The 15,236-nt window shown below is 47.0% G+C and carries 14 protein-coding genes; 6 read left to right on the forward strand and 8 right to left on the reverse strand.

Annotated elements, in window-relative coordinates:
- Positions 1-120: 120 nt before the first annotated feature.
- From EKM71_RS09800 to EKM71_RS09810, 3 genes are all read left to right on the forward strand, one after another.
- Entirely contained in the window at positions 121-798 is a 678-nt protein-coding gene (locus tag EKM71_RS09800) for a Crp/Fnr family transcriptional regulator (protein ID WP_125574433.1), read from the forward strand.
- A 92-nt stretch (positions 799-890) separates the two neighbouring features.
- Positions 891-1,706 (forward strand): helix-turn-helix transcriptional regulator, encoded by an 816-nt coding sequence (locus EKM71_RS09805; protein ID WP_225418035.1) that lies wholly within the window; start codon positions 891-893, stop codon positions 1,704-1,706.
- A 73-nt stretch (positions 1,707-1,779) separates the two neighbouring features.
- The gene (locus EKM71_RS09810) at positions 1,780-2,187 is read left to right on the forward strand and encodes an SRPBCC family protein (protein ID WP_125574434.1); all 408 of its coding nucleotides are present in this window, start codon (positions 1,780-1,782) and stop codon (positions 2,185-2,187) included.
- A 49-nt stretch (positions 2,188-2,236) separates the two neighbouring features.
- Here the strand turns inward: EKM71_RS09810 and EKM71_RS09815 are convergent, their stop codons facing one another.
- The 7 genes from EKM71_RS09815 to EKM71_RS09845 all read right to left on the reverse strand — a co-directional run bounded on the left by EKM71_RS09815 (position 2,237) and on the right by EKM71_RS09845 (position 9,647).
- A complete protein-coding gene (locus EKM71_RS09815) occupies positions 2,237-2,764 on the reverse strand; it encodes a hypothetical protein (protein WP_225418036.1) in 528 nt (175 codons plus the stop codon).
- A 180-nt stretch (positions 2,765-2,944) separates the two neighbouring features.
- Entirely contained in the window at positions 2,945-3,346 is a 402-nt protein-coding gene (locus EKM71_RS09820; RefSeq protein ID WP_125574435.1) for an aggregation-promoting factor C-terminal-like domain-containing protein, read from the reverse strand.
- Positions 3,347-3,616: 270 nt separating this feature from the next.
- Positions 3,617-4,444 (reverse strand): undecaprenyl-diphosphate phosphatase, encoded by an 828-nt coding sequence (locus tag EKM71_RS09825; protein WP_125574436.1) that lies wholly within the window; start codon positions 4,442-4,444, stop codon positions 3,617-3,619.
- 322 nt (positions 4,445-4,766) lie between these two features.
- A complete protein-coding gene (gene asnA / locus EKM71_RS09830; RefSeq protein ID WP_125574437.1) occupies positions 4,767-5,774 on the reverse strand; it encodes an aspartate--ammonia ligase in 1,008 nt (335 codons plus the stop codon).
- Positions 5,775-6,358: 584 nt separating this feature from the next.
- Positions 6,359-6,427 (reverse strand): hypothetical protein, encoded by a 69-nt coding sequence (locus EKM71_RS11310; RefSeq protein WP_404819435.1) that lies wholly within the window; start codon positions 6,425-6,427, stop codon positions 6,359-6,361.
- A 16-nt stretch (positions 6,428-6,443) separates the two neighbouring features.
- Positions 6,444-8,939: a KxYKxGKxW signal peptide domain-containing protein gene (locus EKM71_RS09840; RefSeq protein WP_164504784.1), complete on the reverse strand. Its 2,496-nt coding sequence runs from the start codon at positions 8,937-8,939 to the stop codon at positions 6,444-6,446.
- Positions 8,940-9,314: 375 nt separating this feature from the next.
- The gene (locus tag EKM71_RS09845) at positions 9,315-9,647 is read right to left on the reverse strand and encodes a nuclear transport factor 2 family protein (RefSeq protein WP_125574439.1); all 333 of its coding nucleotides are present in this window, start codon (positions 9,645-9,647) and stop codon (positions 9,315-9,317) included.
- 302 nt (positions 9,648-9,949) lie between these two features.
- Between EKM71_RS09845 and map the strand changes: the two genes are divergently transcribed.
- The 3 genes from map (at position 9,950) to EKM71_RS09860 (ending at position 14,283) form a co-directional block, all read left to right on the forward strand.
- Positions 9,950-10,738 carry a type I methionyl aminopeptidase gene (gene map, locus EKM71_RS09850; RefSeq protein ID WP_125574440.1) on the forward strand — a complete coding sequence of 263 codons (789 nt, stop codon included), beginning with the start codon at positions 9,950-9,952 and terminating at the stop codon, positions 10,736-10,738.
- Positions 10,739-10,766: 28 nt separating this feature from the next.
- A complete protein-coding gene (locus EKM71_RS09855; protein ID WP_125574441.1) occupies positions 10,767-11,636 on the forward strand; it encodes a hypothetical protein in 870 nt (289 codons plus the stop codon).
- A 460-nt stretch (positions 11,637-12,096) separates the two neighbouring features.
- Entirely contained in the window at positions 12,097-14,283 is a 2,187-nt protein-coding gene (locus EKM71_RS09860; protein WP_164504785.1) for a MucBP domain-containing protein, read from the forward strand.
- 147 nt (positions 14,284-14,430) lie between these two features.
- On the opposite strand, the gene EKM71_RS09865 is transcribed toward EKM71_RS09860, so the two are convergent.
- Complete coding sequence (locus tag EKM71_RS09865) at positions 14,431-15,207, reverse strand: metallophosphoesterase (RefSeq protein ID WP_125574443.1); 777 nt, start codon at positions 15,205-15,207, stop codon at positions 14,431-14,433.
- Positions 15,208-15,236 lie beyond the last annotated feature (29 nt).

A 15,236-nucleotide genomic window follows, 5' to 3' on the forward strand; every position in this document is an offset into this window, starting at 1 on the left:
TTTGATTTTGTTAACTAAGGGGAAAGATAATTCAACGTTAATTAACTGACTTCAAATTATCATGACATGTGTTCATGGTAAATGACAACTGTCACTCTTTGAAGTTTAGGAGGCTGCTTTATGAAGACAAATTATGAAGAAGAACTATTACTGATTTTGAATGATAAAGGGTCATCTTTACGTAGCGAGAACATAACTGGTAAGTTACAACACTATGCATCCAATGACATTATTGTTAACCAACAAGATGACATTACTGATTTTTGTATTTTAATTAATGGCAGTGCATCGGTTTGGAATAAGATTGCATGGGATGAGGGACAAATTGTGGGTCATGTATATCCTCTGGAAATTTTAGGATTAATTGAATATTTAAATGACATCAAATTTTATACAGCTGATGTGATGGCTGAATCTGAATGCCTAGTCTACAAAATTCCAACTAGGAATTTTATGAAGTCAATTTTGAAGAATGGCAGTCTCGGTTTGATGACTTTAAAAAAATTTGCGATTAGTGTTTCTTTAAACATGACAAATGCTGAGAAAAAGACACTTTTTAAAGGAGTAGATATCTTAGGGCACTACTTATATGTACAGGCACAAGGGAAGATACCGTATGTTTGTCCGTTTACACGACAGGAGCTAGCTGATAAATTGAAGATAAACCTTCGAACTTTATATCGTTATATTGTGGTTTTGGGGAAGCAGGATCACTTAGAAGTTCGACGTGGAAAAATTACAATTACAGGAAAGCAGTTTATTCAATTACAAAAAAGATATCAAAAGATCATTTTTTGAAGCATACATCACTTGTTGGTGAAGGTTTTACTATATGTGTGATGAGACATCAATTCGGTATAATGAAGCAACCAGCAAGGGAGGCTATTACGATGAGTTTAGGCACGACAATCAAACAGGTTCGCCTGCAGCGGCATCTGACGCAGCGTGAGGTTGCTCAGGACATCTGTGCGCAGTCTATGCTGTCGGCAATCGAAAACGACCGCTATACGCCCAATGCGACGCTTTTAATGCGGTTATGTGAACGACTGGCAATCAGTCTAAATGAGATCAGTCTGGCCAAGAACTTCGACGTGGGGCCGCAGGTGGCGTTTAACCAGCGAGTTGAGGAGCTCTGTAACCAGCATCAATATGCAGAACTTCAGGCCTTTTTGAAGCAAGACGATGTGATAGCCGCGATTGACTCCGACGAGCAGACACAGGCCTATTACTATTATTTAGGCGTGACAGAAATTCAGCTAGGACCAGATCTCGTTGCTGCGGAACAGGACTTTCACTTGAGCCTAGCGAGTGCGGTGAGCAGTCGCGCGACGACCCTGACTCGGATTGCCCAGATGTCGCTGGCCTTGGTTCGGGGACGTCAGCAACGGCAAGTAGATGGTCAGAAACTTGTGACCACGGCGCTGACAGATTTAGCCAATAGTCCTTATGAAGAAAATCTAAACATTTTGTTTTACCTAGCGGCGCTCTTTGATTTTGAAGCGCAACGGGATAACGAGGCCATGCAACGACTCATAGTGGGGATTCAATTTGCAACTGACCATAACTCCCATTATCTATTAGCAAATGATTACCACCTGTTGGCTGTGATCGCTGAACGCAGTGAACGCTTGGTAGACGAGAACTATCATCAATCCGAGAAATTACTCACTAAACTCTTTCACGAAAAAATATACGACCGTTTCTAAATATCAGAATTCTGATTTTAAGCCTTTGAAGGAACCCATTAGAATGGGGTCATCATCTAGAGGAGGTTTTATCATGACAGACACAGCAGTTTTTACCAATGATGTTCTAGCACAGGCGACGGTCGCAGATAGCCAAAAAGTTTTGGCCGATCCGCAGGCACTCTTAAAGTGGGTCCCAGACATTACAACAGTGACGGCAGGGGTGAATGCCTTCGAGCTGACCCGGCAAGGTGCGGCCCTGAATCAGCATGAACGGATCACCGTGACGGTGGAGGATGACCAGGTGACTTATGAGAGTACTCAGGGACGTCTGGCTTACCGTTTGGTCTTTACCCTGACGGCACAAGAAAATGGAACGCTGATTCGCGAGGCGCTGTATGTGCCGAACGACACGGGATTGCCAATCAAATTGATGGCGCCAATTGCGAAGCGGGCCTTTCAACAGAATCTGACTCGGTTAGCCCAGCTCCTCGCAAACTAGATCCAAAAAACAGATCCACCGATAAGTTCTCCGGTGGACCTGTTTTTAGTTACTTTGTATGATTAACAACTGCCAAGTTGTGAGGCATGTGTCGAACCTTTTTCTCGGCGTGGTCGTGGTTGAGCTGTTTAACAATCTTAGGAAGAGTCGTCGTGGCCGTCTGATCTTTTCGAAAGGAGTGGACAATGAAGCTGTCATAGATGACCTGTTGGCCCTTGAGGGTAAACCAGTTGGGCGCGAGGTTCTTCTGAGCACTGGTAATGTGTTGATCCGGCCAGACCAGGTATTTGCGACGGTTCTGATGGGGATAGATTTCGACCTGCCACCCGGCTCGCATATCGGCTACTTCTTGCCAGCGAGGAAGTTTGGTGTGATGGATGGCAAAGTAGATGATTGCGGCATAGGTCAGCGATTCGTTATGTCGCAGTTCCGAGACGGTCAGGGGACTTATTTTCGGTTTAGTGATCGTTGTTGGCTGGGGGGTGTGGGAGGTAGCGGTTGATTTAGCACCACAGGCTGGCAACGTAAGGCCGGCTAGGATGATCATTACACTTGTGACCCAGATTTTCTTAGACATGGGGTGATCCTTTCTCAAAATGATTATGGCTTCCAGTTTAGTTGTTAAGGGGCTAAAGCGCAAAATAAAAAACCGACTAGCCCCAGCTAGTCGGTCAGTTACTCAGTCAATTCTATGTCCAAACAAGAACCCTGATGATTTGTGCTATGTAGCGACAAGGTACGAACAGCCGATGCTATTCTAGTACCAGTGATGACTCTGCCAGAAACGCTTAGCCTTAGTCCAAGTCCCATACCGACCACTGACGTAGTTATTAGCAACACGTTCTTGATTAGCTGGTGAATAGTCACCATGCAAGTACGCTTTTAGTAATTGGTAACGACCGTAACAGCGACCATTACGAGCAGTGTAGCTATATCCGGATTCACGCTTGGCGATCCAGTTCTTAGCAGCTTTTTGCTTTTTCGAAAGATTCTTATTGATTTCGGCAATTTTCTTTGCCTGGCTCTTGGAAACTTTGCTCGATGCCTGAGCCGTAGTCGTCGTTTCAGGCATGAGGTTGGCCGTCACATCGGTAAGTGTTCCGAAGGAGAAGCCAAACAGTAATAATAATGTTGCGATTTTAATTTTAAATTTTGACATTTCGATAACTTCCTCATCCCTTAATTGCTAATTGCAGTATACCGGAGAAATGTTGCAAACATGTTAACAGCCGGTTACCAGGCAATTAAAAGAACTTCACAACATCTGGGAAGTTAGGGTTGACCCTGATTGGTGTTGGGTCTTTAATTCCTTGAGAATCCTATGATACCGGGCTTAAGAAGTTCTTAAGAAATCAAAAAACGGCCGTTCAAATATTACAGACGGCCGTCACATAACTTGTAACAAACTAGCAATATTGGGGTCAGATAATTAGTTGAGTAACCCAAAATAGGCAATTACCAAGGTTCCGAGGGCGATTCGATACCACCCGAAGACCTTGAAATCGTTGTTACGAATGTAGCCGAGAAGGAACTTAATAGCCAGATAGGCCACGAAAAAGGATACCACGGTACCAGTTGTGAGTACCGCTAGCTGCATGCCGGTGAAGGTGTTGCCGTGGATGAGGTATTTCAAGACCTTCAGGCTAGAAGCCCCCAGCATGGTAGGGATGGCCAGGAAAAAAGAAAATTCGGTGGCGACGTAACGCGAGGTTCCTAGTAAGATGGCTCCCAAGATGGTGGCGCCGGAGCGTGAGGTTCCGGGGACCATGGCGAGGACTTGGCACAGACCAATCAGGACGGCCATCGTCATTGGCAGTTGATTGAGATCGGTGTAGCGGGGATGCTTTGTTTTATTGTAGGCTTCAATCACGATGAATAGGATACCGTAGACAATTAGGGTTCCCGCAATGACTTGCCAGCTTGTGAGGTGTGCATCCATCCAGTCGTTTAACGGCAAGCCGACGATGATAGCTGGTAGAACAGCAATAATGACCTTGATCCAGAGTATCCAAGTCTGATGACGTTCTAGATTGGTTTTTCGCGGCGCCCAGGGATTGAGCTTGTTGAAGTAGATGACGACGACCGCTAAGATGGCGCCCAGCTGGATAACCACCATGAACATATTGATAAAAGCCGTGGGTTCATTGAGCTTCACGAAGGCGTCGGCTAAGTAAAGGTGACCAGTGGAGCTGATCGGCAGGAATTCCGTAATACCCTCAATGATGCCCAAGATGACCGCTTTAATGATTTCTAACACACAAGGTCCTTCTTTCTAGAACAAGTAAGTCTGCCACAAGGTGACAGTGTTTAGGGTTCATCGTATCGGACTGGTGTAAAGGTGGGATTGCAGTTGTGTAAAATGTTGGTAAATAACTGAAGGCATGTTGACCGTTCAATAATGATTGAAGTTTGAAAGAAAAAAGATCGGCTTATATAGTAGAAACACTAGTTGCAACTAGTCGCATTTCAGGCGATAGTATATTTTGCAACAAGGACGACTGTAACTGATCTCTACTCCCATATTTAGCACAAAATAAAAGCCATGATCCGCTAAGTAAAAGCGAGTCATGGCTATTTTTTTACAGTAAATGAATGTTAGCAGCTTCGCATTTGTCGATCATTTCTTGTGGCCAGAGGGAAGCTTGAACTTCACCCACGTGGGCCTTACCTAGTAACAACATGCACAGCCGGGATTGACCAATCCCACCACCGATGGTGAATGGCACTTCCTCGTTTAAGACCATTTGGTGATAGGGCAAGGTTAGACGGTCCTCAGCGTCAGCTAACTTAAGTTGCTTACGCAGTGAATCGGCATCGACCCGAATGCCCATACTGGAGATTTCCATAGCCTGGTTCAAAGGTTCGTACCAGAAGAGAATATCACCGTTTAACTCCCAATCATCGTAGTCAGGGGCACGACCATCATGACGTTTGCCACTCTTCAGTTCCCCACCGATCTTCATTAAGAAGACACAACCAAGTTCTTTAGTAATGGCGTTTTCTCGTTCCTTAGGCGTGAACTTAGGGTAACGGTCTTCTAATTCTTGGGTCGTGATGAAGTGAATGTCATCAGGTAAGTGGTGAACCGCTTGAGGGAACTTGTACCAGACTTCGTGTTCCATGTGCTTAATCACTTTGAAGATGGTTCGGACGGTTTGCTTCAACGTGTCGATCGTCCGTTCTTCTTTGGTGATGACCTTTTCCCAATCCCATTGGTCAACGTAAGCAGAGTGGTAGTTGTCCAGGTCTTCGTCCTTACGAATCGCATTCATGTTGGTGTAAAGGCCTTCGTGTAGATCAAAGCCGTAACGTTTCAAGGCCACCCGTTTCCATTTAGCTAATGAGTGGACGATTTCAATCTGCGCGTCACCCATGTCAGCCATGGTAAAGGAGACGGGTTTCTCAACGCCATTCAAGTTATCATTTAACCCAGTGGCTTTGTCGACAAACATGGGTGCGGACAGCCGTGACAGATTTAATTGGTCACCGAATTCGTCTTGGAAGGTTTCACGAATGTAGCGGATAGCCTTTTGTGTTTCTTTAACCGATAACTTTGGTTCGTATGATTCTGGAATAATTAAATGCATGGTCCATTTCTCCTTTACGTGTTGGATTAAGACAAAAGAAAAAGCCTTCCGCCCCCTCAGAAAATCAAGGGACGAAAGGCTACTTTCGCGGTACCACCCAAGTTGTCTATCTAAAATAGACCAGCTCAATTGGAGTACAATCATACTCCACCGATGGTAACGTATCGGTCACGGCTTAACTTACTGCAACTCAGGTTGGTTCGGTCAGCAACTAAGAAAGTGTTATTCGGATAGGTCAACACTGATTGGGTTTTCACTAAGTCCCAACTCACTGGCAGGTTGACGAATCGTACTTGTCTTTCCTCCGTTTTTTATCTTGTGAAACCTATACTAGCATCTTTTTTTGATTTGTAAACAAGAAAATTAAAAAGTAATGAGTAATTTTCTTATGAAATCGTGACCAAAGCCTTGTTGTTCTAAGAGCTTTCACAGTTCTAAAAAAAGTGGTTGAAAGCATGCGAAAATCTTGCGAGGGATTTTGTTAGGACTGGTAGGGCAATTATCATGATAATTGTCAAAGAAGACAAGCTCAGAAAAAGCGCGTCACACCCAAATGACTGCAACGCGTTAGAAATCAGATTCAGTTAATCTTGTTTCCGTCGAACCACTAGGGTTTGGCTTAAGGCCAAGAGCACGAGCCCCAATTCGGCCAACCACGGTGTGTTCTGTTCACTGGTTTGTGGCAGCGGTAGCTGACTTACTATTATGCTGTGAAACGGTCATCGTATGACCGACGGCTTGAGACCCCTTTGCAGAGGCGGTTCCCCAGACAGTTTGGTGTTGACCAGCGGCAGATTTTTTAGGCACAACTAAGGAGACACGTAGGCCGGGTATGTGGACGACACCCTTGACTATCGGTTTGGTTGGTTTAGTTGGAGTCGTTGGTTTAGTCGGCTTATCTGGCATTGTTGTGCCAGTACCCGTTGTGCCGGGATCGGTTGTTGGATTGCTGGTGTCAGTGTCTCCTGTCGTGGTATTGCCCCCGTTATCGGGATTTACCGGTGCGGTGACCGTCAGGGTAACCGCGTCAGGGGTGATAACATTACCGTTGGCATCCGTGTAGGTATAAGTCAGGGTATAGGTCCCAGGTGTGGTGGTGTCAAGGGATGTGGGATCAAGCGTCTGGCCGTCACTGTCTGTGATGGTAACGGCAAGCTTGGACCCATCGGCTGCGGTGCCCATAGATGGCGTGGTGATGGGCGTCCCATCGACAGCTGTTTGACCAGTGATAGCATCGCTGGGCGTCCACTTGGTTCCCGTCGTGATAGCTTGGTTCGTGACCGTCAAGGTGCTGGCGGCCGGCTTGACGGTGATGATAGATGTGGCGACGGTACTAATTGTATTCGACCCCGAGTGATAGGCGCCCTTGTTGCCTTGTGCATCGTTATACTGACATTTCACAGTGTAGGTTCCAGGCTGTCGTAGGTCGGATTGTGCGACGGTTTTACCATTTCCATCGGTGATGGTCATGATGATTGACCCTAAAGTGGGTGTTGTACCAGCAATAGCTTGATCCACCGTAAGTGGTGTCCCATCTGGAGCCAGGCCATTTAGTGTATCAGCTGGCTCCCAGCCGTTTTTATCACCAGCGTAATAGGTTCGATTGGTGGCGTTTAACTGAGTTTGAATATAATTTGTGTAGAAGTAATAGGTTTGACCAGCAACCGGGGTCGTATCACTAGCAGAGCTTAAATCAAGCTTGGTTGGTTCTAACAGAGCATTGGTTGGTCGTGCTTGTGCGACTGGATTAGCAAGGGAGGTCCCCATGTATTGTGGATACCAGTAACGGTCTGTGTACATTTTATCCAGAGTCGTCTTTAAGGCCTTAGCAGGATTAAATTGTTCACCGGCAGCGCCAGTATATAGCGCACCACTGTATAAATGTGTTTTAGGGTTAGTGCTTAAGTAAACCTGGAAACGACTTTGGACTTTAATTGAGACGTAATCCAACCTGCCGTAGTTATCAGCCTCCGCGGCACCGTTATTCATGCGAATACCGACTAAATTATTATCTGGCCAGTCAGCTGCGTTCGATCCAAAAAGATTAACCGCGTTGAATGACATATAACCACCAATGGTATTTGAATAAGTCTGGTCACCGATTCCCATGTAGAGAACGTCCGTAGTTGTTGTATCTAACGGGGCACCACTGGGATTATTCACCGTCAAAGAGGTGTACTTATCGGCATCTTTTGATGAGGCCGTGGCAACCAGGGTTTCCATGTGAATCTGATTGGAGAAACCACGGATCCCACTTTTTTTAGTAAACTGAGCGCCATCGTTTGGTTTGAAATAGAAAACTTGACGGCCATCGGCAGTATTGGTTAATTGATAGACAGTCAGTTTGGAGACATTGATGTATGGAATGCCGGTTGAAGGATCAACACTGGCCTGAAGGGCCTGGACATAAGAGTCGGCACCAGCTTGAACATTCTTCAGCGTTGTAGAGATCGAAATAGGAAGGACAACATAAAAGCCATAGACATTTTCAGGGAAATCAGTGTCGGGGAAATTTTCGGTGTCATAGGGCACGACCCCAACGAGAGCCTTTGAATCGTAAGGCACATATTTGTTGCCACCAAGGCTAACGTAAAAATTGCCTAAATGAGGTTGTGTGGTGACGAGGGCCCCAGTGACCGGGGTCCCATTGATATCTGTACCAGTTTTTACAAGGGGGGCATCCTCGGTGACAGGAGCCGACATTTTAAGCAGTCGATTGTTGGGAAGATAAAGCATTTGTTCAGCAGTGGATAATGCTGGAGCGGCGGCAGAATGTGCTGGTTCAGCGGCGGACGATACCGGAGCGGCGGCAGAATGTGCTGGTTCAGCAGTAGACGATGCCGGAGCAGCGGCAGAATGGACTGGTTCAGCGGCGGACGATGCCGGAGCAGCGGCAGAATGAACTGGTTCAGCGGCAGACGACGTCGGAGCGGCGGATGATGTTACTAGCTTTACAGATTTCTGGGCAACTGTCCCTGATTCAGCTAGTTTAGCAGCAGTGTCACTATCTTCACTTGTAGCGGCGCTAGCAGTGGTTGTGACACTTAATCCCGCAACGAGAGCACCGGATGCGATGGCACCCACCAGCCATAATTTTCCTGCTTTATAAAGTTTGAAATGAAGCTTAGTAGTTTGTGAATGACTCTCAACTTTGTGGATGTTCATCATGAGTTCTCCTCACTCATCTAGCCGTGCAGCTGACGGCGAATAAAACCCGAGAAGAACGCTGCGGTCGAATGATTTCTTATAGACTTAATGTTACCACAAAACTATTTATTTACACATTGATTAAACTATAGAAGTAATCCCGTGGTTTACAGGCGTGGCGTTTGCCAAACTGTCAGATAATTGGCGACAATTTGGCCAGATAGTAAGGCCTTAATACGGTGAGAAAATAGGCTTGAACGGGCTAAAAACATCTTGCCTATATGGTGTTATTTGCTGACTAAAAATTTGTAAATTAGCCCATGTCACAGGTTCTTACAGCTGTTACCAGTAAATAAAAAGACGAGCCCCATTTTGCTCGCCCAAACGCTTGGTCTAATCTGGTAAAATTTTAACTTCTTGTAGGTGGTCTTGGTTAACCGTGAACTGGAACGGACTTGTGCCGTTAAACCCATTCCCTGTGACGATTAGGTCGACGATCCAGGTCTGAGGATCAGTCTGACGAAAGTCGGCAAGTTCGAAGTGCGATTGTTTACCGATATTGTCGGTTCGGTTCCAAGAAGCAATTCCGTCTGTGCCATGGTATTCGGTGCCCCAGTCATTTAAGACGGCATCGGCGGTAAATAGGGCGACAAACCCGGCAGAATCGCTGGTATTCGTCGTGTTGATGAAGGCCGTAATTGCAGTAGGTAGCGTTAAATCATTCATCAGTAAGACTCCTTAGTGGGTCAAGATAGTCCTATCAAGCCATCCTCCCCTTGAAAAGTCAATGAATTGAAGCGTTAACTATGGGAGGCTTGAATTGGTCGTCTGTGGTGACCAGGAATTTCGCCGAACTAAGCGGGCCTAACGTCTCATCACGAGTGAGGTTGAAAGCTTTAATGGCCTCGGTGCGACCTAAGACGATTATCCCAAAAGTTTCAGTGACCAACCAGTCTATTTTTCCTTTGGCGCAAGGCGGTCGCAAGCGTATACTGAAAGGTAATCATTTTTATTTCACAGGAGGACACATGATTACTTTAAAATCAGACCGCGAAATCGCGGGAATGCAAGCAGCGGGCGATATTTTAGCTGGCTTGTTTCACGAATTAGAAGACTATATTAAACCTGGCATGAGTACCTGGGACATCGACCACTTTTCCTACAATTACATCGTGGGTCACGGCGCAACGCCCGGTGAACTGAACTTCGAGGGGTACAAGTACTCGACGTGTATCAGTGTCAACGATGTTATCTGTCACGGTTGTCCTAGCAGAGACATCATCGTTAAGAATGGGGATCTCATCAAGCTTGACACCGTGATTGATTACAAGGGGTACCTGAGCGATGCATGCCATGCGACCGTGGTGGGTAAGGCCTCACCCGAGGTTCAGAAGTTGATGGACGTGACGCGCAAAGCCCTCTATCTGGGAATTGACCAGGCAGTCGTGGGTAACCGGATCGGTGATATTGGGTTTGCCATTCAAGACTATGCGGAAAACCAGTTGGGTTACGGTGTCGTTCGTGATTACATCGGTCATGGTATCGGACCGACGATGCACGAGAAGCCAGATGTGCCACATTATGGTAAGGCCGGTCACGGCAAACGCCTCAAGGCAGGGATGACCATTACCATTGAGCCGATGATTAACGTAGGTTCCTACGAGTGCTCCGGTCCGGATGAGGATGGTTGGACCATTCATACGGTCGATGGCAGTCTGAGTTGTCAGTACGAGCACACCCTAGTTGTGACCGAAGATGGGCCAAAGATTCTGACGTCATTTGACCATGAACGCGACGCTAAATATTTGTTACCATAGGTCAGTCAAGAAAGTTGGGTTAGGAAAGATGAAACAACAGAAGACTTTAACGGAATTGCTGGCGGATGCCCCCCGGGTATTCCTAGTTCCTCACAATGTACGTCAGGAAGTCCCCGTGCACGTGGCCGAGACCGACCTGACTATTGGGGTGGATGCTGTCGGCGGTGACAATGAAGATCCCTATGTCTGGACGCCGAACTTTCTCTACACGTTCTGTCATGCCCATGGCAATCGCTATCAAGGTTCCCTGTTGGAGGATGTTCCAGTAGGGTCAGTGATCATCTTCCTGGCCTTACCGGCACCAGTGAAAGGGCGACCGTCATGGAAGACCGCCACGCACGTGCAGATTGATACGATCATGACGGTTCAGGCACAGGTGAAATGGCAATTGGATAATCCGCCGCTAACGTTAGCTGACCTTCAGCGACAATTTCAGGAAACGCCGGCCTACTTAGGTGATGGGCAGGCGATTGAAAATCACTTGCCCTATATTGACACCCCAACACGGCGTTTGCTGAGCAAGAATCCCGGGCATGATTGGCCAGTGCATAATGACTGGCAGAGCTACGTGACGTTGGTGGGTGATCCCCAAAATTCCTTCCTACCACTGGGTGCGAACAAGCACATCGTGGACATTCAAGGTGATCTCGCCAAGGCCTTGATTAACTATATCCAGATTAACAAGCGTAATCGGGCCGCCGTTCTGGATTTGCCAGAATTAGTGGCGCTCCGACCAGCTAAGGGGGCGCGGGTCTACTTCAGGCGGACCGAACGGATCTTGGCGGATGGGTCGACCAATCCACTGTGGGCTGAGATGATTGATCCACTTGTTCGAACCATTGACGACCAGCTGGTTTATCGGGTTACCGGTAGTGAAATTAGCGATCAACGACCTTAATTTTGAACTGTATGGGACGATGCCGACAGGCGTCGTCCTTTTTGTATATTATCGACAGAATTAGACCTCACTTATACCCGGTTAAAAGGTAAAAGGCGTGTCACAAAACAGAAAGTAAAGTGTCATAACGAGCTGACAGTTGGTTTTGAAACAGACTTAGCCATCATCACAAATGTGGATAAATCAGGCCGGAATTAGCTTTTTGAAAGCGGTGGAATGATCCCCTAACAGAAGGATTCTTTGCTGGTAAAACGTTCAACTGAAAATTAGTCAACGTAATTGACGATTAGCTCTTGAAAAGCTTTCCAGTTCGACTATAATAGGTTTGTGAGCAAAACTACTCACATTTGGAAATGTGTGAGGAAACAACTAAGGGATTTATTTTATATTTAGGCGGATTTGAAAACGAATACATAAAAGAATGACTAGGGCAGGTTTACTTCACAAGGAGGAAGCACTCATGAGAACACCAATGATGGGACAAGCTAAGGAACACTACAAGAGTTATAAGGCTGGCAAACGCTGGGTTTACGCTAGCATTACGGTTATTGCGTTGGGCCTTGGATTAACTGGGATGACGACAGCTCAAGCTGACACCGCACCGGTTTCTGATCCCACGACACCAACCGCTGTAAAGGATGATCCTGAAGTACAACCGGCGGGTAACGGCGATAAGCAACAGTCCGATTTGAAGACTGATGATGAGTCAGGAAAATTAGATGGTGTGGATAAGAATCAGCAGCCTGAAAAGCCTGAATCCGATGCCCCTGTTTCTGATGCCCCTGCTTCCAAGCCAAATGGGGAAAAAACTATCGACCCTGTGCAGCCAGAAGAACAGAAGAATGATGTCGAGACGTCAGACATGGTTAAACCAAGTGAACAACTCAAGAATACCGTCCAGCGGGCTCCTCAGATGATGAGTCGTGCGGCCTTGGTTAAGGAAGCACCATCAATTGTCAACCAAAATGCCGATGAATGGATGCCTGATAAGGCCACTCAAAAGTGGGTTATCGCAGCAGTTAAACAGTATGAATCCAATGTTAAACACAATGCCTCTGCAGAGGTCAATGCTGATACCCTCTATAGGTATGTTGCAGATGAGATTGCTTTTGATTATCGAGGAGACAGTGCCGGTACGGCCACGAATGGGAAGATTCAAGATCTCACTGGATTACAGTACTTTACCAATATGAAGGTTTTCCATTGGGCTAATAGTTTGCCTACCAATGGTTTGATCGATATGCGTTTTGCCCCTAATTTGATTGACTACCAGCTCCATGGGGTAAGCAACGGAACGGACCCTAACATGGATTTGGCTACCTTCTTAAAGACCTATTTAAGTCAAAATACGAACTTGCAAATGTTAAGCCTTGATCAGGCAAACCTGACGGGAACATTGAATGGTATCGAAGCTTACCAAAATCTGAACGGGTTAGATCTGATAGGTAACCAGCTGACAGGAGACTTGTCACCAGCGACTAAGTTGTCGAAATTAACGAGTCTGAGTGTTTCTAATAACCAATTAACTGGGGAATTACCTGCCCCAAGTACCTGGAGTGAACTGACTCATCTTGATGTTCAGGACAACCAGTTGCGGGGGATTCTACCAGACTTCAGTGGGTATACTGGCAAGTTCTGGGGAGCGAATAATCACTTTGCTAGTGGTTTATGGACACCAACGGTTTATTATGAAACGGTTAATGGTAAGACCTACAAATTGACCCCAAAGGTCCAGAACTTCGATCCGTTGACGGATGTTGTGGCTGGGATTCAAGGCTCCGATGGCAAGATTGACCAGACTGATGCGATTATTTCACTGCCATTTTCTTCAGGTGCGATGGTTGTTTCTGGGACCCCTACTGCAGACATGAAGGGGTCAGCGGTTGATGCTTGGGCTCGGACACAGGCTGATGCTTCTTCACTGTTCAAGTTTAGTGCGGATGCAGACAATCCGCTTGGGTTCACTATGACAGCTGTGGGCGATGTCCCAGATGGCGCCTACACGATCTTCTTGGAAAATGCCAACTACAACACAAGCAATAACTGTTATTTCGGATACCTGACCTTCAATATCGTCAATGGTGAGGATTCAGTCGATCCGGTCACGCCAGTTGACCCAACCCCAGGTGTGACGACTGGGACGGTTACGGTGGTTAATGTCGATGAAAATGGTCATGTTATCAGTCAGCACGTTGAAACTGGGACGGTCGGGGACAGCTACACGGTTACCGCACCAGAATTGGATGGCTACCAATTAACGAGTCCAAGTTCCGTCACGGGAACCTATACCACAGCAGGTTCAACGGTTACCTTTACCTATAGCTCATTGGCTCAAGGTGGTGACGGCGCGACGATTGAAGAACCTGCCGCCAAGCCCGAAACGGGGCATGGTGTGACGGTCAACGGTGGTGACGGCGATAAGGGTGTTAACACTGTTGCTGCCAAGGAAAATCAAGCCGCAAAGGTTCAAGCTGGTCAGGCCACGATGTTAGCTAGCCACGAGAACACGGCAGCTGCACAACAGACGACTAAGACCACTTTGCCACAAACCAATGAAGCTTCTTCTGCTAGTTGGATTGCCGCAGGGATGGCAGTCTTAGTTGCCACCTTAGGGTTAGCTGGATTCCGGAACAAGCGTCACAACTAAACAAGACATATGATCAAAAAGCACGTCTGCCAATTTCTTGGGGGCGTGCTTTTTTGTTGTGATTAACTGGGTTGTTTATAGAAAGTGATATTTTGATAAGAAAAGCCACCACATCTTCAGTTATGAAGGCGTGGCGGCAGGAGTGACCTAGAAGTTGAGAATCGCGGTTTCGTAACCATCGGGCAATAGCGAAATGACGCGGGCACCACGAGGAAGTGTCCCGTAGCTGTTGTAGCCGGTAGGGTTACCGTAGTTCAGACCAATACCGCGGTAGTTGGCCGTGAAGTTGTTGTCGTGGTCGTGACCAGCAAAGAGGGCCTTGACGTTTTGTGACCGCAACAAGGTGTAGAACAAACCGGAGTTGGTGACAGGCGAGCAGACAGCCTCGCCTTGTTCGCCGGTAAGAATGGCTTGCCCAGCTTGTGTGTATTCCGGTAAGGGAATATGCAGGAAACCCAGGTCTGTTTGCGCCTGGGTCCGGGCATAAGGCAAGCGCGTGAACCACTCGATTTGTTCCGGTTCAATGGCCGCGTATGGTTCATCGGCAGGCCAGTGGGAGTAGGCACCACTATCCCAGACATACAGGACGTGGGCAAGCTCGCCATCGCGTTGTACTTCTAGTGTATAGCTCTCACGATCAGCAACGATAGTTGCGTGGTGTTTGTCGGCAGGGTGCACTAGGCCAGCTTCTAGCTGACGTAAGCCGGCCCGGTTGAGATCACCCTCTGCGTCATGGTTGCCATACGTGATGGCCACTGGAACAGGATAGCGGTTCAAGACATCATACAAGGCACCCAGCGTTTCCGCTGGCTTTGAGGCGAGCTTGCCCCAAAGGAGATCCCCGGTAATCATGATGAGGTCAAAGTCATTGGTTTGGGTCAAGTCCAAAATGTTGGTGTAAATTAAATTCCGCGAATTTATCATTTCACAAGCTTAAGCATACCGGCTTCTTC

It is taken from the genome of Levilactobacillus huananensis, from assembly GCF_003946145.1.
Lineage (GTDB): Bacteria > Bacillota > Bacilli > Lactobacillales > Lactobacillaceae > Levilactobacillus > Levilactobacillus huananensis.